Origin of the sequence: Kitasatospora sp. NPDC057595 (assembly GCF_042800875.1) — a bacterium.
Lineage (GTDB): Bacteria > Actinomycetota > Actinomycetes > Streptomycetales > Streptomycetaceae > Kitasatospora.
In genome coordinates, this window is sequence record NZ_JBHVGL010000013.1 from 147,578 (window position 1) to 170,613 (window position 23,036).

The 23,036-nt window shown below is 74.0% G+C and carries 20 protein-coding genes; 7 read left to right on the plus strand and 13 right to left on the minus strand.

Annotated features, from left to right (window positions below):
- Positions 1-178: 178 nt before the first annotated feature.
- From ACFU9E_RS20880 to ACFU9E_RS20895, 4 genes are all read right to left on the minus strand, one after another.
- A complete protein-coding gene (locus ACFU9E_RS20880) occupies positions 179-1,438 on the minus strand; it encodes a serine hydrolase domain-containing protein (protein WP_380690222.1) in 1,260 nt (419 codons plus the stop codon).
- Between the two features lie 242 nt (positions 1,439-1,680).
- On the minus strand, positions 1,681-2,451 hold the full coding sequence (locus tag ACFU9E_RS20885) for a CDP-alcohol phosphatidyltransferase family protein (protein WP_380688282.1): 771 nt from the start codon (positions 2,449-2,451) through the stop codon (positions 1,681-1,683).
- 126 nt (positions 2,452-2,577) lie between these two features.
- Entirely contained in the window at positions 2,578-3,291 is a 714-nt protein-coding gene (locus tag ACFU9E_RS20890) for a YidC/Oxa1 family membrane protein insertase (RefSeq protein WP_380688284.1), read from the minus strand.
- A 98-nt stretch (positions 3,292-3,389) separates the two neighbouring features.
- The gene (locus ACFU9E_RS20895; protein ID WP_380688286.1) at positions 3,390-3,686 is read right to left on the minus strand and encodes a DUF6412 domain-containing protein; all 297 of its coding nucleotides are present in this window, start codon (positions 3,684-3,686) and stop codon (positions 3,390-3,392) included.
- Positions 3,687-4,153: 467 nt separating this feature from the next.
- On the opposite strand from ACFU9E_RS20895, the gene ACFU9E_RS20900 reads away from it, so the two are divergent.
- Complete coding sequence (locus tag ACFU9E_RS20900) at positions 4,154-4,441, plus strand: type II toxin-antitoxin system Phd/YefM family antitoxin (protein WP_380688288.1); 288 nt, start codon at positions 4,154-4,156, stop codon at positions 4,439-4,441.
- 34 nt (positions 4,442-4,475) lie between these two features.
- Positions 4,476-4,856 carry a type II toxin-antitoxin system VapC family toxin gene (locus ACFU9E_RS20905; protein WP_380715236.1) on the plus strand — a complete coding sequence of 127 codons (381 nt, stop codon included), beginning with the start codon at positions 4,476-4,478 and terminating at the stop codon, positions 4,854-4,856.
- Between the two features lie 6 nt (positions 4,857-4,862).
- On the opposite strand, the gene ACFU9E_RS20910 is transcribed toward ACFU9E_RS20905, so the two are convergent.
- The 3 genes from ACFU9E_RS20910 to ACFU9E_RS20920 all read right to left on the minus strand — a co-directional run bounded on the left by ACFU9E_RS20910 (position 4,863) and on the right by ACFU9E_RS20920 (position 7,094).
- Positions 4,863-5,399 carry a hypothetical protein gene (locus tag ACFU9E_RS20910; RefSeq protein ID WP_380688292.1) on the minus strand — a complete coding sequence of 179 codons (537 nt, stop codon included), beginning with the start codon at positions 5,397-5,399 and terminating at the stop codon, positions 4,863-4,865.
- Entirely contained in the window at positions 5,396-5,881 is a 486-nt protein-coding gene (locus tag ACFU9E_RS20915; protein ID WP_380688294.1) for a hypothetical protein, read from the minus strand. Before ACFU9E_RS20915 ends, ACFU9E_RS20910 begins: the two co-directional genes overlap by 4 nt.
- 100 nt (positions 5,882-5,981) lie before the next feature.
- Complete coding sequence (locus ACFU9E_RS20920) at positions 5,982-7,094, minus strand: Gfo/Idh/MocA family oxidoreductase (protein WP_380688296.1); 1,113 nt, start codon at positions 7,092-7,094, stop codon at positions 5,982-5,984.
- A 452-nt stretch (positions 7,095-7,546) separates the two neighbouring features.
- Between ACFU9E_RS20920 and ACFU9E_RS20925 the strand changes: the two genes are divergently transcribed.
- The 3 genes from ACFU9E_RS20925 (at position 7,547) to ACFU9E_RS20935 (ending at position 10,600) form a co-directional block, all read left to right on the plus strand.
- Positions 7,547-8,326, plus strand: coding sequence for an HAD-IIA family hydrolase (locus tag ACFU9E_RS20925; protein WP_355370040.1), 780 nt, complete (start codon positions 7,547-7,549; stop codon positions 8,324-8,326).
- A gap of 312 nt (positions 8,327-8,638) precedes the next feature.
- A complete protein-coding gene (locus ACFU9E_RS20930; protein ID WP_355370160.1) occupies positions 8,639-9,316 on the plus strand; it encodes a uracil-DNA glycosylase in 678 nt (225 codons plus the stop codon).
- A 150-nt stretch (positions 9,317-9,466) separates the two neighbouring features.
- Positions 9,467-10,600, plus strand: a complete 1,134-nt coding sequence (locus ACFU9E_RS20935; protein ID WP_380687335.1) for a glycoside hydrolase family 6 protein — start codon at positions 9,467-9,469, stop codon at positions 10,598-10,600.
- A 28-nt stretch (positions 10,601-10,628) separates the two neighbouring features.
- On the opposite strand, the gene ACFU9E_RS20940 is transcribed toward ACFU9E_RS20935, so the two are convergent.
- Positions 10,629-12,560: a galactose oxidase-like domain-containing protein gene (locus ACFU9E_RS20940; protein WP_380687337.1), complete on the minus strand. Its 1,932-nt coding sequence runs from the start codon at positions 12,558-12,560 to the stop codon at positions 10,629-10,631.
- A gap of 9 nt (positions 12,561-12,569) precedes the next feature.
- Positions 12,570-14,510 (minus strand): glycosyltransferase family 2 protein, encoded by a 1,941-nt coding sequence (locus ACFU9E_RS20945; protein WP_380687339.1) that lies wholly within the window; start codon positions 14,508-14,510, stop codon positions 12,570-12,572.
- A gap of 580 nt (positions 14,511-15,090) precedes the next feature.
- Here ACFU9E_RS20945 and ACFU9E_RS20950 point away from each other — a divergent pair.
- Positions 15,091-16,110 (plus strand): alpha/beta hydrolase, encoded by a 1,020-nt coding sequence (locus tag ACFU9E_RS20950; protein WP_380715238.1) that lies wholly within the window; start codon positions 15,091-15,093, stop codon positions 16,108-16,110.
- Here the strand turns inward: ACFU9E_RS20950 and ACFU9E_RS20955 are convergent.
- Both ACFU9E_RS20955 and ACFU9E_RS20960 read right to left on the minus strand, forming a co-directional pair.
- Complete coding sequence (locus tag ACFU9E_RS20955; RefSeq protein WP_380683916.1) at positions 16,107-17,402, minus strand: hypothetical protein; 1,296 nt, start codon at positions 17,400-17,402, stop codon at positions 16,107-16,109. The genes ACFU9E_RS20950 and ACFU9E_RS20955 overlap by 4 nt on opposite strands.
- Positions 17,403-17,723: 321 nt before the next feature.
- A complete protein-coding gene (locus tag ACFU9E_RS20960) occupies positions 17,724-18,320 on the minus strand; it encodes a DedA family protein (RefSeq protein ID WP_380683917.1) in 597 nt (198 codons plus the stop codon).
- Between the two features lie 504 nt (positions 18,321-18,824).
- On the opposite strand from ACFU9E_RS20960, the gene ACFU9E_RS20965 reads away from it, so the two are divergent.
- Entirely contained in the window at positions 18,825-19,928 is a 1,104-nt protein-coding gene (locus tag ACFU9E_RS20965; protein WP_380683918.1) for an LLM class flavin-dependent oxidoreductase, read from the plus strand.
- 21 nt (positions 19,929-19,949) lie between these two features.
- Here ACFU9E_RS20965 and ACFU9E_RS20970 read toward each other — a convergent pair whose 3' ends face one another.
- Complete coding sequence (locus ACFU9E_RS20970; protein ID WP_380683924.1) at positions 19,950-21,851, minus strand: putative bifunctional diguanylate cyclase/phosphodiesterase; 1,902 nt, start codon at positions 21,849-21,851, stop codon at positions 19,950-19,952.
- Between the two features lie 535 nt (positions 21,852-22,386).
- Positions 22,387-22,815 carry an OsmC family protein gene (locus tag ACFU9E_RS20975; protein ID WP_350571830.1) on the minus strand — a complete coding sequence of 143 codons (429 nt, stop codon included), beginning with the start codon at positions 22,813-22,815 and terminating at the stop codon, positions 22,387-22,389.
- Positions 22,816-23,036 lie beyond the last annotated feature (221 nt).

A 23,036-nucleotide genomic window follows, 5' to 3' on the forward strand; every position in this document is an offset into this window, starting at 1 on the left:
TCGTGTCACTCAGACTCGCATCCGCCCCACCCGCCCCGCGTCGTCCTGCGGATTGCCTCGGAGGCCTCCGGCAGTCCATCGGCGGTATCCCCGGACCCGGTCGAACGGCGGGGGTGGCCGCGATGGCTAATCGGCATCAGCGGGCTTGACGCCCGTGTGCCCCCGCCCGGCCGGTCGCTCAAGGCAGCGGCGTGAACGGCGAGTTCGCCGTGCGCGCGTCCGGGGTGGCGGCGCCGGCCGAGCCGCACGACGCCTTCTCGATGAAGGCGTTCAGCGTGGTGAAGGTGTCATCGGTCTCGGACCCCTGGGTGAGGTTGAAGGAGAGCGAGAACTGCCGGGTGCCGTCCTTCGCCCCGAGCCACAGCGTGTTGTAGCCCGGTATCCCGCCGGTGTGGCCCCAGGCCTCGCCGCAGGACAGGTCGTACCGGATCAGGCCCAGCCCGTAGTGCGCGAAGATCAGTGGCGCCGGGACGGCCGTCGTCATCTCGGCGAACCGGGCCGGCGACAGCAGCCTCCCGCCGAACAGCGCGGCGTGGAAGCGGTTGAGGTCGGCGGTGGTGGAGATGCCGTCGCCGGCCGCGTCGCCGAAGCTCGGGTTGATCAGCGTGATGTCGGCCGGGCCCTCCGGCAGCTTGGCGTAGCCGTGCGCGTGCGGTCCGGGGATGCTCGTCCGGGCGCCCGCGAACGTGGTGTCGTTCAGGTGCAGCGGCTTGACGATCCGCCGGTCCACCTCGCTGCGCCAGTTGTGCCCGGTGACCTTGCGGATCACCTCGCCGATGAGGACGTAGTTGGTGTTCGAGTAGTGCCAGCCCTGCCCGGGCGGGAAGTACGGCGTCCCCTGTGTGCCCACCTCGATCAGCTGGGTCGGGGTCCAGGTCTTCCAGCGGCGGTCGGCGAGGTAGCTGCGCAGGCTCGCCTCGTCCTCGAAGAGGAAACGAGGGTCCGACAGGTAGTCGTACAAGCCGCTGGTGTGGTTGAGCAGTTGCCGCAGGGTGATCGCGCCGCCGTTCGGGACGACACCCGGCAGGTAGCGCTCGACCGGGTCGTCCAGCCGGAGCTTCCCCTCGTCGGCGAGCTGGAGCGTGACCGTGGAGACGAAGGTCTTGGTGACGCTGCCGATCCGGAACCGGCCGTCGGCGCGGGCCGGGCGCTGCGAGTCGAGGTCGGCGACCCCGGCGGCGTCGCGCCAGACCCGGCGGCCGTTCTCGCGCGCCTCGCCGAACGCGGCGGTCGAGGCGCCGCGTTCGACGATGGCCCGCAGCTCGGGGCTCGGGTCGACTCGGGCGGCGGCGTCGGCCGATACGGCGGGCGGTGCGTCCGTGCCGCCAGCCGCCGTCGCCGCCGTCGGGGCGAGCGCGACGACGGTGACGCCGGCCAGTGCGACGGCGGCGAGCCGCACGGTGCGGCGGCCGGCGCGGGCGGTGCGGGTGACGTTCATGGTGATCCCTCCCCGGGGCCCGAACTCCGGTCCCCTGAAGCCACGTTCGCACCCGGTCCGACCGGCCCGCGTCGTCCTCCGGGGGCATCGCCGTGGCCCCCGAGGACGGTTCGCCGTGCGACCGGAGAGGGGGGTTGCGCGCCCCCGAATCACCGCGTGGACGCTTGACGGCGCGCCGCCCCGCAGGTCGGCGCGCCGCCCCGCAGGTCGGCGCGCCGTCCCGAAGCCGTCCTACGTCCGGCTCAGCGCAGCCGGGAGGAGGACAGGATCGACGCCAGGTGCGCGACCACCATCCCCCAGGTGATCACGGTGATCGCGGCGACCGTCGCCTGCGTCGGGTCGGTGTTGCCGACCACCGCGTCCACGACCGCCGCCGCCAGCAGCACCAGCGAGGCCTCGATCCCGTTGGTCACCCGGTGGATCTTGAACACCGACGCCAGCCGGCGCGCCGTCGCGATGCCCTGCGAGCGGGGCTGCGTCGACTCCTCGTTCGCCGGCGCCATCCCGCTGCGCGCCCGTGCCACGTCCACCAGGTCGGTCGACGCCTTCAGCAGCACCACGCCCAGCGCGGCCGCCAGACCCACCGACACCCACAGCTCCGAACCGCCCCGGGCCGCCCGGACACCCGCGCCGATCATCAGCGCCGCGTCCGCCAGGTACGCGCCGAGCCGGTCGACGTACACCCCGGCGATGCTGAACTGCCGCTTCCAGCGAGCCACCTCGCCGTCCACGCAGTCGAACAGCAGGAAGCCCTGCATCAGCACCACCGCCAGCACCGCACCCGGCAGCCCGGGGATCAGCAGCGCCGCCCCGGCACCCACCCCGCAGACCACCATCACCCAGGTCAGGGTGTTGGGCGACACCGAGGTCCGCACCAGCTGCCGGGTGACCCGCAGCGACACGGCGCGCATGTAGAGCCGCCCCGCCCAGTGCTCCCCGTTGCGGCTCGCCAGCTTCGCCTGCGGCTGGCAGACCTCCCGCAACTCGGCCAACGCCGGAGCAGCGACCGCCATGATCCGACCCTTCCCTTCGCCCGTGTGATCTCACCCGCGTGATCTCACCTGTGTGATCGTCCGGCCCGACCGGTCCAAACGATCACACAGGCTAGAGGAGGCCGGGCCGGCCGGCCGACCCGGGCGTCACACCAGGGCGACGCCCGCCGGCTCCGGCGCGCCGTCCCGGTACAGCCAGGCGCGCTCGACGGCGGTCCAGGTGGTGGTGGTCAGCAGGTAGACCCCGGCCGCCAGCGGCACGAGGGCCGCGAACAGCACCGTGCCGAAGGACAGGTACGGCAGGAACGCCGACCCCGGCTGCGGCGGCGTGCCCGGCACCGCCTTGGCCGCCTGCGCGGCCTGCGCGCGCCGGGCCCGCCGGAAACCGGCGTACGCCACCGCCGCCAGGCCCGCGTACAGCACGGCGAACACCGCCCACTGCCCCGCGCCCTGGACCTGGCCCACGTGCAGACCGAGCGGGGCGCCGAACAGGGTGTGGCCGAGCAGGTCGTTCGGCGTGGTGAACAGCCGGTACATCACCGAGAAGAACGGGATCTGCACCAGCATCGGCAGGCACCCCGCGAACGGCGAGGCCTTCTCCTCCCGGTACAGCTCGGCGAGCGCCGCCTGGAGCTTCTCCGGGCGGCCCTTGTGCTTGCGGTTCAGCTCGGCGACCCGCGGCGCCAGCCGGGCGCGCGACTTCTCGCCGCGGGCCGCCGCCCGCGCCAGCGGGTGCAGCGCCAACCGGACGCAGACGGTGAACAGGACGATCGCGAGCGCGGTCGGGACGACGTGCGCGAGCGCGGCGACGATGTCGTGGGCCAGGCCGACGGCCGGGTCGAGAACAGCGAAGACGGACATGACGGGGTGAGCCCTCCGGGGCCTCGGGGTACGAGTGGTCGGCGGAGGACGGCCGCGCTTGTGCGGCGTGCCGGGAAGGGACTGCTTCCGGGACGGGACTACGCGGCCGCCGGGGCCGCCCCCGGCGCCCTCGGGCGCCGTCGGCCCCGGGCGTCCGGATCGCGCTGCGGAAGGAACGCCGTCCGGAACGCGCGCCTGCGCAGCACCCCGCTCCGCACGCTCGCGGGCGCCCGCGCCCCCAGCAGCCGCGCGACGACCAGCGCCCCCGCGACCGCCCCGGCCACCAGTACCACGGCCGCCGCGGCCGCCACCGAGGTCAGCGACCCGCCACCCTCGGCGAGCCACTCCCCACTCAGCACCCGGAGCACCCCGAGCAGCATCGCGATCACCGTCACGTCCCCGCCCTCCCTGTGTGCTCCGGACCCGTGCATCAGCTCTGTCAGGGCAGAAGACGACCGAACCCCCGCGAAGGTTCCCGGTTCAGGACGTCTGGAAGGCGCTGACCCACACCTGGCTCGTCCCGTCGTCCCGCGCGGCCAAGCAGACGCGCGTGCCGATCTGCTTGGCCGGACCCGGTGAATAGAAGTCCCCGCAGGTCAGCGGGAGCGTGCTCGATGGATCGGGTGCACCCACGTGCTGGAAGCCGGCCAGATCCACGCCCTGGACGTGAGGTGCGTGATGTGGAGGTCACCGTGTCTCCCTCCCGGCATCGGTGCGCCCGCCCTCCCGGTCGGCGTACCGCTCACCCGCGCCCGCAGGCAGGACCGGCGCGGTGTCAGGCCGGCGTCCGTGCGATCGATTTATTGGATCGGGTCGAGCGCGAGGTGTAGCCGCGGGTGCTACACGGGGCTACCTTGGGAGGATGAAGACGATTTCCCAGCGGGAGTTCCGGAACAACTCCGCCGCGGTGATGGACGCCGTGGAGGCGGGGGAGACCTTCCACATCACCAGGAACGGGGTCGAGGTCGCGGAGCTGCGGCCGGTCGTGGGGCGGCGGCGGCTCACGGCGGAGGAGTTGGTGGCGCGGCACGTGAAGCTGCCGCGGGTGGACTACCAGCAGATGCGCAAGGAGGCCGAGGAGGACTTCGGCCCGGAGGAGCTGGTCGGGGACGAGGACGGCGACCCGTTCGAGCGGCCGCGGCGTGGCTGAGCGGCGGCGGGGCCCCCGGCGGCGGCCCGCCGGGGTGCTGGACACGTGTGTCTACATCGACCTGGCGCTGCTCAGTCCGGCCGACCTGCCGGCCGTGCCGGAGCTGACCGCGATCACCTTCGCCGAGCTGCAGCAGGGCGTCTCCATGGCCCGCGACCCGATCAGCCGGGCGGCCCGGATGGAGGTGCTGGGCGCGGCGATGGCGGACTTCGAGCCGCTGCCCTTCGACGCGGCCGCCGCCGCCCGCTACGGGACCCTGGTGACCCTGACCATCGCCGCCGGGCGGCAGCCGCGTCCGCGCCGGATCGATCTGATGATCGCCGCGATCGCCTCCGCGCACGGCCTGCCGCTGTACACGCGCAACGTCGCGGACTTCAAGGGGCTGGGCTCGGCGGTCGAGGTCATCGGCGTCTGACCCCGCTCAGCCGCCCGCGGTCCGCAGGGCCGCCGCGCCCTCCCGCTCGACGCGCTCGGCCAGCGCCGCCGCGGCGAGGGCGGCGGGCCGCTGATCGCGCCCGCGGTGCACGACCACGGGCTCTCCGCCCGCGCCCACGGCGGCGACGACGGCCCAGCGCGGCCGGCCGGACAGCCGCAGGAACAGCAGGCGGAGGCCGTGGTCGAGCCCCAGCAGCAGCAGGACCGGCAGCAGGAGGACGAGGCCCAGCCCGTCGGTGATCATGCCGCCTCCCGAGGCCGACGGGCGGCAGGCCCTGGCCACGGCCCGGAACCGGCCGAGCCAGACCACCGCGATCCGCACCGGCTCACCGCCGTCCGGGCCGCCGACCTCGGTGAACGCATGACGCTCGCCGCGCTCGCCGCGCGCCCAGGCCGCCCGCAGGGCAGCCGCGCGCTCGGTCCGCGCGCGCTCCGCCCGCGCCGCGTCGGCCGCCGCCGCCCGTCGTTCGAACTCGGCGGTCCACTCCCGCTCCCGGCGGCGCTGCTCCCCGCCCCCCGTCACGCGAGGGCGGCGGTGCCGTCGTGTTCGATCCGGTCGGCGAGCGCCGACGCGGCGATCAGGGCCTGCCCGCGGCGGCGGGTGCGGTGGACGGCGACGGGGGTGCCGTCGGCGGTGGCGATGACGGCGTAGTGCGGGCGGCCGGTCAGTTCGATGAACAGCCACCGCAGGGCGAGCGCCAGGAGGGCGAGGGCGCCGACGAGCTCCCACAGCGCGGCGAGGACCCCGAGGAGGCCGGCGAGGAAGCGGTCGCCGGTCCGGCGCCTGTCGGGCTCTCCGTCGGCGGGCAGTCCGGCGCCGGCCCACACGACCCGCAGGCCGACCGGCCGGCCGTCCGGGGTGGTCACCGTGACCGGCGTCCCGTGCACGTTCTCGCCCCGGGCCCAGCTGCGGCGCCGCAGGGCGACCGCGTCGGCCCTTGCCCGCCGCCGCTGCTCCGCGCTGTCGCTCAGGCCCTTCCGGTACCGCTGCTCCCAGCTCCGCATGGGGTGCAGCGTAGGCGGACGGGGGAGCGGGCCGACAGGGCCGGCGGGCCGAGTTCAGCGGAGTTCAGTGGCCCGGTCGGGCCGGGGGCCGGGGCCCGGGTCAGCCGAGACGGACGGTGGTGCCGGTGGCGGCGGAGGCGCGGGCGGCCTCCAGGACGGTGAGGGCGGCGACGGCGTCGCGCGGGTCGACCGGCGGCGGGGTGCCGGGGGTGGCCAGGGCGGCGGCGACGCCCGCGTAGAAGGCGGGGTAGTCGCCGGGGTCGGTGGGCACCGTCACGGCGGACTCGTCGGTGCCGAGGACGCCGTCGCGGGCGGGGTCCTCGGTGCCCCAGGGGGTCGCGGCGGCGGGGTCGGGGCGCAGCCCGGAGCGCAGCGCGGCCTCCTGCGGGTCCATGCCCCACTTGACGTACCCGGCGGTGTCGCCGAGGACCCGCAGGTGCGGGCCGACGAGCGGGGCCACGGCGCTGGTCCACAGGTGGGAGCGGGTGCCGTCGGCGTGGGTGAGGGCGAGGAAGGCGTCGTCGTCGACCACCGCGCCGTCACGCCGGATGTCGATCTCGGCGTACACCGTGTCGGCCGGCCCGAAGAGCGTGAGCGCCTGGTCGACGAGGTGGCTGCCCAGGTCGTAGAAGGTGCCGCCGACCTCGGCCGGGTCGGCGAGCTCGCGCCAGCCCGCCTTGGGCTTGGGCCGGAAGCGCTCGAAGCGCGACTCGAAGCGGTGCACCCGGCCGAGCGCGCCCTCGCGGACCAGCCGGGCGGCGGTGAGGAAGTCGCCGTCCCAGCGGCGGTTCTGGAAGACGGTGAGCAGGGTGCCGCTCGACTCGGCGAGCGCGCAGAGTGCGCCGGCCTCGGCGGCGGTCCCGGCCAGCGGCTTGTCGACCACGGTGGCCAGCCCGGCGGTCAGGGCGGCGCGGGCGAGCGGGGCGTGGGTGCGGTTGGGGGAGGCGATGACGACCAGGTCGAGCGCCTCCGGGTCGGCGAGCAGCTGCTCGGGCGTGTCGACGGCGCGCGCCCCGGGGTGCTCGCGCCGCAGCTGCTCCCGGCGCTCCGGGTTGGCGGTGACCACCGCGTCCAGCCGGAGCCCGGGGGTGGTGGCGATGAGCGGGGCGTGGAAGGCGGAGCCGGCCAGGCCGTAGCCGATCAGACCGACGCGGAAGGGCGGGTGGCCGCCGGAGGGGCCGGTCGGCGGGACGGGGCGCGCGGAGGTCGTCATGCGGCCTACTCAACCACGGCGCGCCCGCCCGGCCCCGGATTCGGCGCCGCCACGGGGCGGGCCGTCGAGGGGGCACGTGCGGGCGCGCCGGGGGCGGGCGCCGTGCCGCCGCCGCGGTGGGGGGCGCGGCGGCGTGGCGTTCACGGTAGCGGGGTCGGACCCTGCTGCCGAAGGGGGAATCGCTGCGGTTAGGGGCGTCTTAAGGAGCCCTTGAGGAGGGCATGCCGAGCGGCCTCGGCGTCCCGGGGCGTCCCGGCGGGCGGGACGTACTGCCGTCGACCTGGTGTGCGGATTAGGCTGTGGCCCGGTTGGGGCAGCCAGCAGTACCCCCGGCGGTCCGGTGTCCCGAGGAGGGTCCGGCCGGTGGGAGGCGCAACGGTGACGGCGATGCGCCGCAATTTCGTACGACCATCGCCATCGCATGACATGGCAAGACTTCGGGAGACACGCACGTGGCAGACCGCAAGCCCATCGAGTCCTGGCTGACCGACATGGACGGTGTCCTCATCCACGAGGGCACCCCGATTCCGGGCGCGGAGGAGTTCCTGCGCCGGCTGCGGGAGTCGGGCAAGCCGTTCCTGGTCCTCACCAACAACTCCATCTACACCCCGCGCGACCTCAGCGCCCGACTGGCCGGCATGGGCCTGGAGGTGCCCGAGGAGTGCATCTGGACCTCCGCCCTGGCCACCGCCAAGTTCCTGAAGGGCCAGCGCCCCGGCGGCACCGCGTACGTGATCGGCGAGGCGGGCCTGACCACCGCGCTCTACCAGGCCGGCTACGTGCTGACCGACAACAACCCGGACTACGTCGTCCTCGGCGAGACCCGGACCTACAGCTTCGAGGCGCTCACCAAGGCGATCCGCCTGATCAACCAGGGCGCCCGCTTCATCTGCACCAACCCGGACGAGACCGGCCCGTCCACCGAGGGCGTGCTGCCGGCCACCGGTTCGGTCGCGGCGCTGATCACCAAGGCGACCGGCGTCGAGCCGTACTTCGTCGGCAAGCCCAACCCGCTGATGATGCGCGAGGCGCTCAACACGGCCGGCGCCCACTCGGAGACCGCCGTCATGATCGGCGACCGGATGGACACCGACATCGTGGCCGGCATGGAGGCCGGCATGGAGACCATCCTGGTGCTCACCGGCCTCACCGCCGCCGCCGACGTGGAGCGCTTCCCGTACCGGCCGACCCGGGTGGTCAAGTCGATCGCGGACCTGGTCGAGCTGATCTAGTCCCGAGCCGCTGTCGCGGGCCCCGCTCCCGGCCGGTCGTGTTCCGACGGCCGGGAGCGGGGCCCGTTCGCTCTGCGCCTCGGGACCGCCGGGGAAGGGGCCGGTTCGGCGGCGGGGGAGCCGGTTGTCGGTGGGCCTGTGTAGCGTTCGGGGTGAAAGAGGGCGTACGGCGCGAGGGGCGCGATATGCCCGCAGGTCGGGGCGGTGCGGCGGTGAGCGGCCGTCCGGTGGGAGGTAGAGGTCGTCGTGACGGACACGGTCGAGGCGGGGACGGTCGAGGCGAACGTGGGCGGGACGGAAGCGGGTGCCGGCCTGGAGCTGCCGGGTTCCTGGCAGGCGGTGCTGGGCGCCGAGACGGAGAAGCCGTACTTCGCCGAGCTGGCGGCCTTCGTGGCGGCCCAGCGCGCGGAGCACCAGGTCTTCCCGCCGAGCGGGCAGGAGTTCTCCGCGCTGGAGGCCACGCCGTACGAGAAGGTCCGGGTGCTCGTCCTCGGGCAGGACCCGTACCACGACGACGGCCAGGCCCACGGCATGAGCTTCTCGGTGCTGCCGGGCACCAAGACACCGCCGTCGCTGCGCAACATCTTCAAGGAGCTGGACGCCGACCTCGGCATCCCGGCGCCCGACAACGGCTACCTGATGCACTGGGCCGAGCAGGGCGTGCTGCTGCTCAACGCGGTGCTGACGGTGCGCGCGCACGAGGCCAACTCGCACAAGGCCAAGGGCTGGGAGAAGTTCACCGACGCGGTGATCAAGGCGGTGAGCGCGCGCGAGGAGCCGGTGGTCTTCGTGCTCTGGGGCAACTACGCGAAGAAGAAGCTGCCGCTGATCGACACCGACAAGCACGTCGTGGTCCAGGGCGCGCACCCGTCGCCGCTGTCCGCGAAGCTGTTCTTCGGCAGCCGGCCGTTCTCGCAGATCAACACCGCGCTGGAGGGCTTCGGGGTCGACGCGATCGACTGGCGGATCCCGGACCTCAAGCAGGCCTGAACCGCCGCACCCCCCGGCCCGTCCTGACGGAGCGTCTCCCGGTCCGTGAGAGCCCGCCGTTCACCCGATAGTGGGCGGCGGGCGGGGCCCCGTGTGCGAAGCTTGGGGCCGGCCGGGGTGGCCCGGACCGGGTCGGGGGAGGGGCGGTACGTGCGCCGAGTTGGGCGAGGGGCGGGGTTCCGGCTGGCCGCGGGGGCGGCGCTGCTGGGGCTGCTGGCGGCTGCCACGGGATGCTCGGGGGGCGGCGGAAGCACCTCCGGCGTCAAGGGCGCTTCCGGCGAAGGGAGTTCGACCGGGACGACGGCCGCGCCGACCGTACCGGCCGCATCGCCCGCGTCACCCGGGGCGGGTGCGGCCGCGCTGCCGCAGCTGCCCGGCCAGACCTTCTACGTCTCCGACCGGACCGCCGTCGCCCGTCAGTCGGCCGCCCTGCGCGGCCGGGGCCGGACGGCGGAGGCCGACACCCTGCTGCGGATCGCCGGCCAGCCGTCCTCGCAGTGGCTCGGCGACCAGGCGGCCCGGGACATCGCCGACCAGGTGAGCCGCCGCGCCGCCGAGGCCGACCGCACGCCGGTCTTCGTCGCCTACAACATCCCGCACCGGGACTGCGGTCTCTACTCGGCCGGCGGCGCGCCCGACGCCGCCGCCTACCGGGCCTGGATCACCGGCCTGGCGGAGGCCCTCGGCGACCGCCGGGCCTGGGTGGTGCTGGAACCGGACGCCATCGCGCACACCCTGGACAGCTGCGGGGTCAAGGGCGATGCCGCCGCCGAGCGGTACGGCCTGCTGGCCTTCGCCGTCCAGGAGTTGAAGAAGCGCCCGCGGGTGCGGGTCTACCTGGACGCCGGGAACCCCGGGTGGACGTCGGACCAGTCCGCGCTGGCCGAGGCGCTGCGCAGGTCGGGCATCGCGGCGGCCGACGGCTTCGCGGTGAACGTCTCCAACTTCTTCACCACCGACCGCAACGCCGCGTTCGGCGCCCAGCTGTCCGCCCTGCTGGACGGCAAGCACTTCGTCGTCGACACCAGCCGCAACGGCAACGGCCCGCTGGACTCCGAGGCGTGGTGCAACCCGCCCGGCCGCGCGCTCGGCGCGCCGCCCACGAGCGAGACCGGGCGGCCCGGCGTCGACGCGTACCTCTGGATCAAGAACCCGGGGGAGTCGGACGGCGAGTGCGGTCGCGGCGAGCCCCCGGCGGGCGAGTTCTGGCTCCCGTACGCGCTGGGGCTGGCGACGGCGGGTGCCGGCACCGGTACCGGCGGCGGCACCGGCACCGCGGGGTAGCGGCGGGCTGCGCCCCGCGCCCGCCGGCTCAGGGCGTGACCTGGATCCAGCGCGCGGGCGAAGGGGTGCCGGCGGCGTCCGTGACGAAGAGCATGTACCAGCCGGGCGGCAGCAGGTTCGGGTTGGCGGGCAGGGTGAGCGCGACGCCGTCCGCCGTGCGCGCGCCGATGTCCAGGGCCACCGAGCGCTGTTCGACGTCGGTGGCGTGGGTGACCGAACTCGGCCGGACCAGCTTGGCGGTGGCGATGCGGTCCGGCGCGGACGTGGCCACCCGGACGGTGCCGCCGAGCCTGGCGGCGGCCGGGGCGTCGGACAGCTCCGGCCGTTCGCCGCGGAACAGGTAGGCCGGACTGTAGATCTCGATCCGCTGCTCGAAGGTGCCCGGCTCGGTGCCCGCCTTGTCGTTGAAGAGCGGGTCGGAGCCGAGCACCGCCACCCGGCCGTCGGGCAGCAGCAGCGCCTCGGAGTGGTAGTTCCGGCCGACGGTGGGCTCGGCGGCGGTGGTGAAGGTGTTGGTGTCCGGGTGGTAGGTCTGCGCCTTGAGCAGGTCGCTGCGGTGCTTGCCCCGGTAGTCGCGCGAGCCGCCGGTGGTGAAGACGGTGTCGTCGGGCAGGATCACGCTGTTGAGGTAGCGGGTGCCGCCGGCCGGCAGGTCGGGGCCCGGGGTGAACGCGGGCTGCGCGGCGTTGAGATCGGCGATGTCCGTGCGGGCGGTGGAGAGCGGGGACTCGCCGACGCCCCCGCCGCCGAGCACCATCACCTTCTGCGCCTGCGCGGGCGGCAGCAGCACGGAGGCGGACGTCTCGGTGAGCTCCGGATCGCGCAGCCCGGGGACGGGCCGGAAGCTGTTGTCGGTGAGGTCCCAGAGCCCGGGCTCCCGGCCCTTGTCGGCGGGCCCGTAGCCGGCGTTCGAACCGGAGTAGAAGAGCCGGCCGGTCGCGGTGAGGAAGATCGACGGGTAGGTCGGGAAGTAGCGGTCCGGCGCCTTGGACCAGGTCTTGCGCGCCGGGTCGTAGATCTCGTTGTCGTTGCCGCTGAGGATCTGTCCGGTGTCGTCCAGCCCGGAGACGGTGACCACCCGGCCGTCGCCCAGCCCGGTCAGCGTCGGGTACCAGCGGGCGTAGGCCATGTCGGTGACCTGCTCGTACAGTTCGGTGTCCGGGTTGAACTCGAAGGCGGCGCGGATGCCCTGGTAGTCCTGCTTCTCCAGGGTCATCCGCTCGGCTGTGCCGTAGACGTTCCGGGCGTCGGCGCCGGTCAGGCCCTTGACCGTGAACTGGGCCGGGGCGTCCAGCACCGAGGCCCGGCCGGGGACCACCGCCTCCGCGAACACCCGGGTCTCGGCGGCCTTGACGACGGTCGCGGTGCCGGCGCCGGTCTTGGTCGCGGCGGGGACGGTGACGTCGTCGGTGGAGACGTACTCGCGGCCGTCCGGCGCGCGGAAGACGGTGCCCCTGGGGAGGGTGTGGGCGGCGTCCGGGTCCTCGTTGCGGATCCGCATGGTGCCCGCCGCCTTCTTCACCGCGCCGTCCAGCGCCTCGTAGCGGCGGGTGCCGCCGGCCACCAGCATCCGGCCGTCGGGCAGCGCGGTGTGGCCGCCGCAGAACATGTCGGCGGGGGTGGGGACGTTCTTGTAGGTGTTGGCGACCGGGTCCCAGAGCAGGCTCCTGAAGGTGCCGGCGTCGAAGTTCTTCTGGTTGTTGCCGGAGCCGGCGATGATCAGGACCTTGCCGGTGCGCAGCAGCGCGGCGTGGATGGCGTTGATCCGGAACTCGGCGGGGAGCACCAGGGTCTGCCAGTGGCCGTACTCGGCCTTGTAGGCGGGGCGGTTGATCACGTAGTGGTGGTACTGGTCGTTGGCGAAGCCGAGGACGGCGGGCGCGTTCATCCCGGCCACGGTCAGGGCGACGGTGCTGCCGAGGGCGAAGCGCCGGGTGCGGCCGGTGTGGCGGATCTTCACGGTGGTTCGTCATCCCCTCGTGGCGGGCGTGGCCGCGGGTGCGGGCGTGGACTCGGACCCGGGATCGGACCCGGGTTCGGGAGCGGGTTCGGGAGCGGGATCGGACCCGGGTTCGGGAGCCGGGCCGAGCGAGAGGGTGGAGACGGGCCGGGCCCGGCGGCGCTGCACGGCGTCCGCGGCGAGCAGCAGCATCGGCAGCAGGCTGAGGAGGAGGGCCAGGCAGGCCCAGGTCCGCATGGCGATGTGGTCGTGGCCGGTCAGGAAGGAGGCCGCGACGGCGCCGCCGAAGACCAGCGCCCAGAAGAGGTGGAGGCGGAAGGTGCGGATCCGGTCGGGGCTGGCCGACTCGCCCTTCGGCGTCACCACGAACCGGCTGCGGATCCGCAGCAGGGTCTGCAGCAGCGAAGCGGCGTAGATCGGCCCGCACAGCGCCGACATCACCATGCCCGCCACGCCCGACGATCCGGCCGGCTCGTGCGGGCTCACGTTGTGCTTGCGGTTCCAGGTGTAGAGCAGCATCTGCAGCGCGGCCGCGTCGCTGTAGAGCGCCATCCACAGCTCGGAGGACACATGCACGCCCGAGGCGCCGAAGCCCAGGTAGAGCACGCTGGACACCCCGCCGAGCAGCCAGGTCAGCGCGGCCATCGGGTAGTAGGAGACCATCAGCGTGTAGTTCAGCAGCCGGCCCGGTGACAGCCCCCACGCCGCCCGCCAGTACTGGGTCAGCAGGGTCTCGTAGGTGCCCCGGCTCCAGCGCAGCTGCTGGGAGAAGAAGTCCGTCCACGACGACGGCCCCTCGCCGACCGCCAGCACGTCCGGCGTGTAGACCGACTTCCAGCGCTCGCCGGTGGCCGGGTTGCGGTGCCGGTGGAACTCCAGGCCGGTGGCCATGTCCTCGGTGACCGAGTCGTACAGCCCGCCGATCGAGCGCAGCGCCCCGATCCGGACGGCGTTGTTGGTGCCGACGAACATCGGTGCGCCGTAGCGGTTCCCGGCCCGCTGGATCAGGGCGTGGAAGAGGTACTGCTGGCTCTCCGAGAACTTGGTGACCAGCGAGCCCGAGGTGCGGTAGTTCCCGTACACCTGCGGGCCGACGACGAACGCGACGTCGGGGTCGCGGAAGTAGCCGAGCATGCGTTCGCAGAACTCGGGCAGCGGCACGTGGTCGGTGTCCACCGAGACCCAGAAGTCGTAGTCGGCGCCGTACGCCTGGAGCCAGCTGTTGTAGTTGCCGTGCTTGGTCCGGGCGCGGAACCGGCCCTTGGGCGTGTTCCACTGCGGGATGTCGTCCCGGCTGAAGTGGCGCACGCCCAGCCCGTCGCAGAGATCGCGCATGGCGGGATCGTTCCCCTCGTCCAGCAGCCAGACCTGGAAGGGGCCGTCGTGTCGGACGGCCAGCGCGGCGGTGAGCGTGGCGCGCACCATCTCGGGCGGCTCCTTGCCCGGGACGAAGGTGGTGAGGAAGGCGACCCGGGTGCCGCGTTCGGGCGTCACCGGGACCGGGTCGCGGGCGGCGAGCGTCGCATGGGCGTTGGAGACGACGTTGACCAGCCGGAACACCTCGACCAGCGCGATGATCGCGATCATCACCTTGTCGCCGGCGAGCAGCCAGGTGTCGGTCTCGCCGGGGCGGACCGGCCAGTGGCCCGGCTGGAGCAGCCAGACCAGCAGCACGCCCTCGACCAGGGGCGCGGCCAGCAGGAGCAGCGTGGCCCGGACGCGGTGCGGTTCGCGGCTCAGCAGGCTGCGGTACCGCACCCGGTACGGCTCCTCGGCGGCGGTGACCTCCTCCGCGCGGCCGGCGAGCCGGCTGAAGTAGGCGTAGTCGTAGGGGGCTTCGGGAACGGCGATCGGTTCGGGAGCGGGGGGCGACTCCGCGGCGGGGGGCGGTAAGGGTGCCGGAACGGGGGGTTCCGCGCCCTTCGCCCGACGCGAGAACGGCCCGGTCATGTGCGCTCCCCCCGTGGCCGGCCGCGCGGACCCGCCTCTTCGTGCGTGCTCCGACCAGGGGTGTGCGATCCGGTGCTTCGCACGGTCGCCCGGCGGTTCCGGTGATTCCGGACCGTCAATCACTAAAACGTGTACGATCGATCGAGGTGTGTGACGGTGCGGCGGCGTCGAATGCGGGATCCCCGCGGTGCCCCCGGACTCCCTTCCGGGGAAACCGGACCCCCTGGCTTCCCCAACTGTCGCGGAGGGTGCGCCCGATTGCAACCGGTCAGGGGAATGACCAGCGCGTGGACCGGTGAATATGGCGATTCCCGGCCAATTGCCCGCATGTCGGTGTTATAGCGGCGAATCATCGGCCGCCCTTTCCGGACCATTCGATTCCGCGGGTGGCTCGGCGGGCGGGTGGTATGGGGCCGGCCGCCATAGCAGGATGGGCTGATGCATCGTCCGGGCACATGTCGCAGCCCGCACGTCCGGCCTACGGTTCCGGCATCCGCCCTCGCGGCACCCCCGGGTCGCCGACCGGATCGCGCCCGGATCGCCGTGCCGCCCGGCGCCGGCCCACAGGAGGTAGTCCAGCATGAGCCAGCCCGAGAGCCCGATCGACCACTTCGCCGGGGCCGAGACCGAGCACGGGACCGAGCCCGAGCCCGAGCCCGAGCCCGGGGCCGAGACCGAGCCCGAGACCGGGGCCGGTGCCGGGACCGCTCCGGAGCGGATCGCCGTTCCGGTCCCCGGCGGGGAACTGTCCGTGCTCCGCTGGCCGGCCACCGTGCCCGGCGCGCCGACCGTCGTGGCGGTGCACGGCATCACCGCCAACGGCCTCGCCTGGTTCGAGGTGGCCCGCCGGCTGGCCGGGCGGGCCACCCTGCTCGCGCCGGACCTGCGCGGGCGCGGCGCCAGCCGCGACCTCGGCGGGCCGTACGGACTGGCCCGCCACGCCGACGACGTGGCGGCCCTGATCGGCGGGCTCGGCCTGGGGCCGACCGTCGTCGTCGGGCACTCCATGGGTGCCTGGGTGGCGGCCCTGGCGGCCGTCCGCCACCCGGAGCTGGTCGGCCGGGTGGTGCTGGTCGACGGCGCGGTCAGCTTCCCGCCGCCCGAGGGCGTGAGCGAGGGCGACGCCCTGGCCGCCGTGCTCGGACCGGCGCTGGCCCGGCTGTCGATGACCTTCCCCGACCGGCAGGCGTACCGCGATTTCTGGCAGCGGCACCCGGCCTTCGTGGGCGGCTGGTCCGCCGGGATCGACGCCTACACCCAGGGCGACCTCGTCGGCGAGGAGCCCGAACTGCGCTCCTCCTGCGTGCTGGCGGCGGTCGAGACCGACGGGGCGCAGGTCCTGCTGGACCGGGACGCGGCCGCCGCCGTGCACCGGCTGCCCTGCCCGGGCGAGCTCATCTGGGCGGAGCGCGGTCTGCTGGACGAGCCGCAGGGTCTCTACGACGAGAAGCGGCTCGCCGCCGCCGGGCTGGACGGCACCCACCCGGTCCCGGCCTCGGTGGTGCCGGACACCAACCACTACTCGATCCTCTGGGGCGGCGCCGGGGCCGGGACGGTGACCCGCGCCGTGCTCGGCGGGCCCTGCGGCTCAGATCGCTAGCCGGCCGCGCCGAGGAAGGACTCCCAGCCGCCGGCCGGTGCCTGCCCGACGTTGAGGGTGCGCAGCTTGCGCAGGGTGGACTGGTCCTGGACCTCCAGCCACTCGACGAGCTGCTTGAAGGAGACCAGCCGGACCTCGGGCCTGCTCGCGACGGTCTTCAGCACCTCCTCGACGGCGTCCATGTAGATGCCGCCGTTCCACTGCTCGAAGTGGTTGCCGATGAAGAAGGGCGCGCGGTTGCCGTTGTAGGCGCGGTCGAACCCGGCCAGGTAGGCGTCCCGGGCCTGGGCGCGCCACTCGTCGTACTTGGCCGGGTCCCCCTTGGTGGTGCCGGACGACTGGTTGGCCAGGATGTTGTAGTCCATGGAGAGCACCTGGAAGGAGTGCCCCGGGAAGGGGATGCTCTGCAGCTGGAGGTCCCAGATCTTGCCGTCCTGCACCTTCTGCGGCCAGATCTGCTGGCCGCCCGAGGAGCTGGCGTCGTACTTCCACCCCAGGTTGGCGATGGTCGGCAGCAGGGCCTTCTGCCCCTCCAGGCAGGGGGTGCGGCCGCCGATCAGCTCCTTCTTGTAGTCGAAGGGGAGCGGGTCGACGTCGGTGAAGCCGGTGTTGGTCCGCCACTGGGTCACGAAGCCGACGGCCTGGTCTATCTCGCTCTGCCAGTCCTCGGGGGTCCACTTGTTGACGCCGTTGCCGTCCGAGCGGGTCGAGCAGAAGTGGCCGTTGAAGTGGGTGCCTATCTCGTGGCCGGCCAGCCAGGCCTGGCTGATGAGCTTGAGGGTGGTCTTCACCGCACCGTCCGACAGGTAGGGGATGTCGGAGGCGCCGACCGCGTGCTTCGGCGGGTGGTAGAGGTCGGCCTTGCCCTTGGGCAGGGCGTAGATGCCGGAGAGGAAGAAGGTCATCGAGGCCTTGTGCTCCTCGGCGAGCTTGAGGAACCGGGGGAACTGGCCGTCCTCGGTGCCACCGGCGCCGTCCCAGGAGAAGACCACGAACTGCGGCGGGCGCTCGCCCGGCTTGAGCTTCTCGGGCTTGGGCTGGTTCGGCTGCGGTCCGGTGTCGGAGGTCGAGCCGTCACCGATCGGCGTGCCCTTGGCCGGGGTCCCGGTGGGGGTGCCGGTCGTGGTCGGCCCGGAGCTGCCGGTGCCGGTCGTGGAGGCGGCGGCGGAGCCCGGCGCCGATCCGGTGGGACCGGCCGGCCCCGAGCCGCCCCCGGAACAGGCCGCCACCGCTCCGAGAGCCGCCGTCGCGGCGGTGGCTGTGAGCACGGTCCTGCGCGAGATGCTGCCCATCGTCTCCCCTGGATCGTCCGGACCGGGTGGTGATCACGGCCGGAGCCGCATCGGTCATATCAGACAATTGATTGATTATCCGTCGTTAGCATGTCACGCGGCCGCGGGGGTCACCAAAGCCCGGAGGGTCCGCCGGGACTGAACACGCGGGGCACACCCGTGCGGTATGCGAAGAAATGTCTTCTGTTGCCGTCCTGTGACGCTTCGCCCGTTCGTCGCAGGCGTTCTCGCGAGCACCGGGGCGGCGTCGGGGCGGCGTCGGGGAGTGTCAGGGGGTGTCGGGGGGTGTCGGGGCCGCCGGGGGAGGGGCGGGCGCGCGCGTCAGTCGAGGGCGAGCCGGCGGTTGCGGCGGACGACCCGCGCGATGGCCGTGCTCACCACGGTGGCGGCCGTGCAGGAGACCGCGAGGCTCAGCCAGGCCGTCTCGAACCAGTGGCTGTTGAGCCAGCCCAGCGTCACGATGTAGGCCGCCCAGATCATCGCGGCCAGCGCCGACCACCGCAGGAAGCGGTGGGGATGGGCGGGGGAGTGGCCGATGGCCAGGTCGAGCACGGTCCGCCCGGCGGGCACGAAGCGGGCGATCACCACCATGGCGGCCGCCGCCCGGGTGGTGCGACCGTCCAGGGTCTGCTGGACCCGGGCCACGCTGGCCGCCAGTTTCGGACGGTGTTCGAGGCGCCGGCTGACCATCGGCGCGCCGCGCCGGGCCAGCCGCAGCAGCAGCAGATCGCCGAGGAAGGAGGCGGTGGCCACCCCGAGCCCGAGCAGCACGGGGGCGCCGTCTATCTGGGCCGTCTTGAGCACCGCGAGGATGACCAGGCTCCCGCTGGGGAGGAAGGGGAGGAAGGCGTCACCGAGGACGGCGCAGAGCGCCAGGGCGCAGATCCACGAGGATCCGACCAGCGCCGCGATGTCCATGTTCCCTACTCCCTCCAGGCTGCCCGGGGGAGCAGTGGTTGCAAGGGACAACGCTAGCGCCTCGACTTTTCATGCCATGAAGCACCCCGGGCGTTGTGGCGGGAGTCACGTCCGGGGCGGCAATGGCACGAGCCCCCGGGGCGGGGTGCCGCTCCGGGGGCTCGCGGGGATCGGTCGGCGCTGGTCCAGCCCGACGACCTTGCTGGTGAGTGCGGATCCGGTTGGGTGATCCGCCTGGGACCCAGCCTGCCGGAAGCCGGCCGCCGACCGCGAGACCCCGGGCTGGCGACTTCCCGCGCTGGCGTGAAGTCGCCACGGGTGTTCGTCCGCTGGCTCTGAGTCAGCCCGCCCGTCGCGGGCCGGTCCGTCGGATCGGGGAACAAGCGAGCCCCGGACCGGGGTTGACCCATGTCGGCACCGGCGGCGGCAGCGACCGTCCCCGGTGCGAAATCCGGTGAACCGCACCGGTGGACGGGACCGACCACGGCCAGGAGGACGGACGGCATGACGACCGAGGACAGCCAGGAGAGCCGGCGGGAGAACGGGGCCGGACCGCACCCCGCGGACGCGATCCGGGGCACCGTCCGGGGAACGGCGCCCGCTCCGCTGTCGATCCTGGACCTGGCCACCGTGGGGGCGGGCGACACCCCCGCGCAGGCGCTCGCCGCGACCACCACCCTCGCCCGCAGTGCCGAACAGTGGGGCTACCACCGCTTCTGGGTGGCCGAGCACCACGGCATGCCCGGCGTCGCCAGCTCCACGCCCGCCGTCCTGCTCGCCCACCTCGGGGCCCACACCACCACGCTGCGCCTCGGCTCCGGCGGCGTGATGCTGCCCAACCACGCCCCGCTGGCGATCGCCGAGCAGTTCGGCCTGCTGGAGGCGCTCCACCCCGGCCGGATCGACCTCGGCCTCGGCCGGGCCCCCGGCACCGACCAGGCCACCGCCCGGGCCCTGCGCCGGGGCCTCGGCGAGGGCGCCGACGACTTCCCCCGCCAGCTCGCCGAGCTGACCCACTTCCTGGACGGCAGCTTCCCCGCCGGGCACCCGTACGAGCGGCTCACCGCCGTGCCGAAGGGGGAGGGACGCCCGCCGGTCTGGCTGCTCGGCTCCTCCGGCTTCAGCGCCCAGCTGGCCGGCCGGCTCGGCCTGCCGTTCGCCTTCGCGCACCACTTCAGCAGCGCGAACACCCTCCCGGCGCTCGACCTCTACCGCTCGGAGTTCCGCCCCTCGGCCGTCCTGGACGAGCCGTACTCGGTGATCGGGGTGAGCGCGGTCGCGGCCGACGACGAGACCTCCGCCCGCCGCCTCGCCCGCTCCGCGGCGCTCGGCATGCTGCGTCTGCGCCGGGGCGACCCGGGCCCGATCCCCACCCCCGAGGAGGCCGAGGCCTACCCGTACAGCCCGGTGGAGGCGGACTTCATCGACGACTGGCTGGGCAATGTGGTCCTCGGCGCGCCGGGCGCGGTGGCCGACGGCCTGGAGGCGCTGCGCAAGCGGACCGGGGTGGACGAGCTGATGGTGACCTCGCACGTCCACGGCAGCGAGGCGCGGCTGCGCTCCTACGGTCTGATCGCCGAGGCGTACGGCCTGACCGCGACCACCTGACACCGGCCAGGCCTGACCGGCCTAACGCCCGCCCCGGTCCTCCCGGTCCTCCCGGTCCTCCCGGCCGTCGCGGAGTATCGCGGCGACCAGTTCGGCCTCGCCGGGGCGGGCGAAGTACCAGCCCTGGGCGGTGTCGCAGCCGGTGAGCCGCAGCCGTTCGGCCTGGGCGGCGCTCTCGATGCCCTCGGCGGTGACGGTCAGGCCGAGGGTGTGGGCGAGCTGCACCATCGCACCGACGATCTGCTCGTCCGCGTCGCTGCGCCGCGAGCGGAGCTCGGGGAGCTCCGGTCGGCCGCCGCTCGGCGCCGGGTCGCGGAACCCCTCGATGAAGGTGCCGTCCAGCTTCAGCACGTGCACCGGGAGCCGGGAGAGGTAGGCCAGGTTGGAGTAGCCCGTCCCGAAGTCGTCGATCGCGATCCGCACACCCATGTCGGCGAGCGCCTGGAGCGCCTGGAGCGGGCGTCCGCCGGGGCCGAGCAGCGCGCTCTCGGTGATCTCCAGCTGCAGCAGCCGGGCCGGCAGGCCGGTGCGGTCGAGGGCCTGGGCGACGTCGGCGACCACGTCGGAGTCCCAGATCTGGCGGGCGGCCAGGTTGACGCTCACGAAGGTCTCGGTCTCGGGGAACTCGGTGAGCCAGCGCCGCGCCTGGCGGCAGGACTCCTCCAGCACCCACTTGCCGAGCGGCACGATCGCCCCGGACTCCTCGGCGAGCGGGATGAAGCGGTCCGGCGAGAGCGTCCCGTAGCGGGGGTGGCGCCACCGGACCAGGGCCTCGGCGCCGTGCACCGCGCCGTCGGCGAGGCCGACCAGCGGCTGGTACTCGATGGTGAACTCGCCGCGTTCCAGCGCGGGGCGCAGCGCGGTGGCGAGCAGTTGGCGGGTCAGCTGGTGGGCGCCCCGGTCGGGGTCGTAGAGGGTCCACCGGGCGCGGCCGTCGGCCTTGGACCAGTACAGGGTGGCGTCGGCGTCCTTGACCAGGTCGGTGGGCGTGGTCTCGTGCACGGAGCGTTCGACGACGCCGACGCTGGCGGTGACCACCAGCCGGTGGCCGGCCACGTCGAAGGGGCGCTCCAGGGCGTCGAGGATCCGGGCGGCCAGGTCGGTGAGCTGGTCGCTGCCGCGGCTGTCGGGCACCAGGACGGCGAACTCGTCGCCGCCCATCCGGGCGACCAGCCGGGCGCCGTGCGCGGAGAAGCCGCGCCGCAGCCGGGTCGCGACGGCGATCAGCAGCTGGTCGCCGATGTGGTGGCCGAGGGCCTCGTTGATCGCGGCGAACCCGTCCAGGTCCAGGTAGCAGACGCCGATCCGGGGCCCGTCGGTCCCCGTTCCCGCGCCCACGCCGGCGCCGAGCGGGTCGGTGGCCCGGTCGGGGGTCAGGCAGGCGGCGTCGAGCCGTTCGAAGAAGTAGGTCCGGTTGGGCAGCCGGGTCAGCGGGTCGTGCAGGGCCTGGTACTCCAGGCGGTCGCCGAGCCGGCGCTGCTCGGTGATGTCCTCGACCAGGGCGAGCGTGTAGAGCGGGCCGCCCTCGGCGTCCCGGATCAGCGAGACGGTCACCTTGCTCCAGACCGTCCGCCCCGCGCGGTGCTTGAGCTGCTTCTCGACCCGGAGCCGGTCGTGCTCGCCGTGGACGAGCGCGCGGAACAGCCGGCGCGGCATGCCCTCGGGGTCGACGATCTCGTGGATGTGGGTCCGCACCAGTTCGTCGACGGTGCGGCCGGTCAGCGCGGCGAAGGCCGGGTTGACCTCGATGATCCGGTCCTCGGGGTCGATGAGGGCCATCCCGATGCCGGCGTCGCTGAACGCGGCCCGCAGCCGGGACTCGCTGGCCCGCAGGGTGGCCAGATCCCGCTCGTCGGCCTCGTCGGTCTCGTCGGCCGGCCGGCCGTTCGCCCCGGAGCCGTTCGCACCGGGGCCGTCCGCCACGTGGTGGGTGCCGCCGGGGGAGAGCGGGGCCGAGCAGGCGGGGCAGCGGTGGGTGGCACCGTCGTCGGCCAGGGCGGCCCGGGCCGTGCCGTTGACCGTGCCCTCGGCCGGGGCGGTGTGCGCGTCGGCCCCCTCGTTCTGGCCCGGCACGGCATGCTCCCGTCCGCTGCTGACGCTTGACGCTGGTCCGGCCGGTCACCCGACTTCGGCGGCCGGCTCCGCACTCTGCCGCGCTCGCGGAGGTCGGACTCCGTGCGGACGCTCGGGACGGAGCGGCCGGATGGGAGCCCCCCTGAGGAACCGTGAGGAACAGGGCGCTGCGGCCGATCATAGGACGCGACGGCAACGCGCGGTGACCGCCGCCAGGGTGATTCGCCTGGTTTGGGCGTGAGTGTGGTGATACATGCGGACGCCCCTGGTGCACATCACATGATGTGCACCAGGGGCGTGTGCTCCGGGAGAGCGCCCTGCGGACCCCGGCCGAGCACCGGACGCGCGCCGGGCCGGGGTCGTCGGGTGGGACGCCCGGGGGAGGTCAGCCGGCCAGGTTGGCCGTGAGGGTGATGGTGGTGCCGGTCAGGGCCTGGCTCACCGGGCAGTTCGCCTTGGCGTCCTCGGCGGCCTTCACGAAGCCGGCCTCGTCCAGCCCGGGCACCTCGCCGGTGACCGTGAGGTGGATGCCGGTGATGCCGGTGCCCGGCTGGAAGGTGACGTCGGCCTGGGTGTCGAGCTTGGTGGGCGGGGTGCCCGCGCCGGTCAGGCCGTGCGAGAGGGCCATCGAGAAGCAGGCCGAGTGCGCGGCCGCGATGAGCTCCTCCGGGCTGGTCTTGCCGTTCGGGGCCTCGGCGCGGGCCGGCCAGGAGACCGGGTACTCGCCGATGCCGGACGACGCGAACGTCACCTGGCCCTTGCCGTCGACCAGGTTGCCTTCCCAGGCGGTGCGGGCGGTGCGGGTGGTTGCCACGATCGGGACCTCCGTTACTGAGGAACTGCTGATTCGTCACGTCCGGTCATGCCGCAGGCCAGCCTACGGGCAGGTCGGGGGCGGGCCACAAGTAGCGCACCGGTCCGTCGCGTCCGAAAATCCCCCAGCCGTCCCGGCGGCCCGGGCCGTCCGTGGGCGGACCCCGGCAGCTCGGGGCGCCGTCCGGCGGTCGGTCCGTGTGCCGTCCGGATCGTGGACGA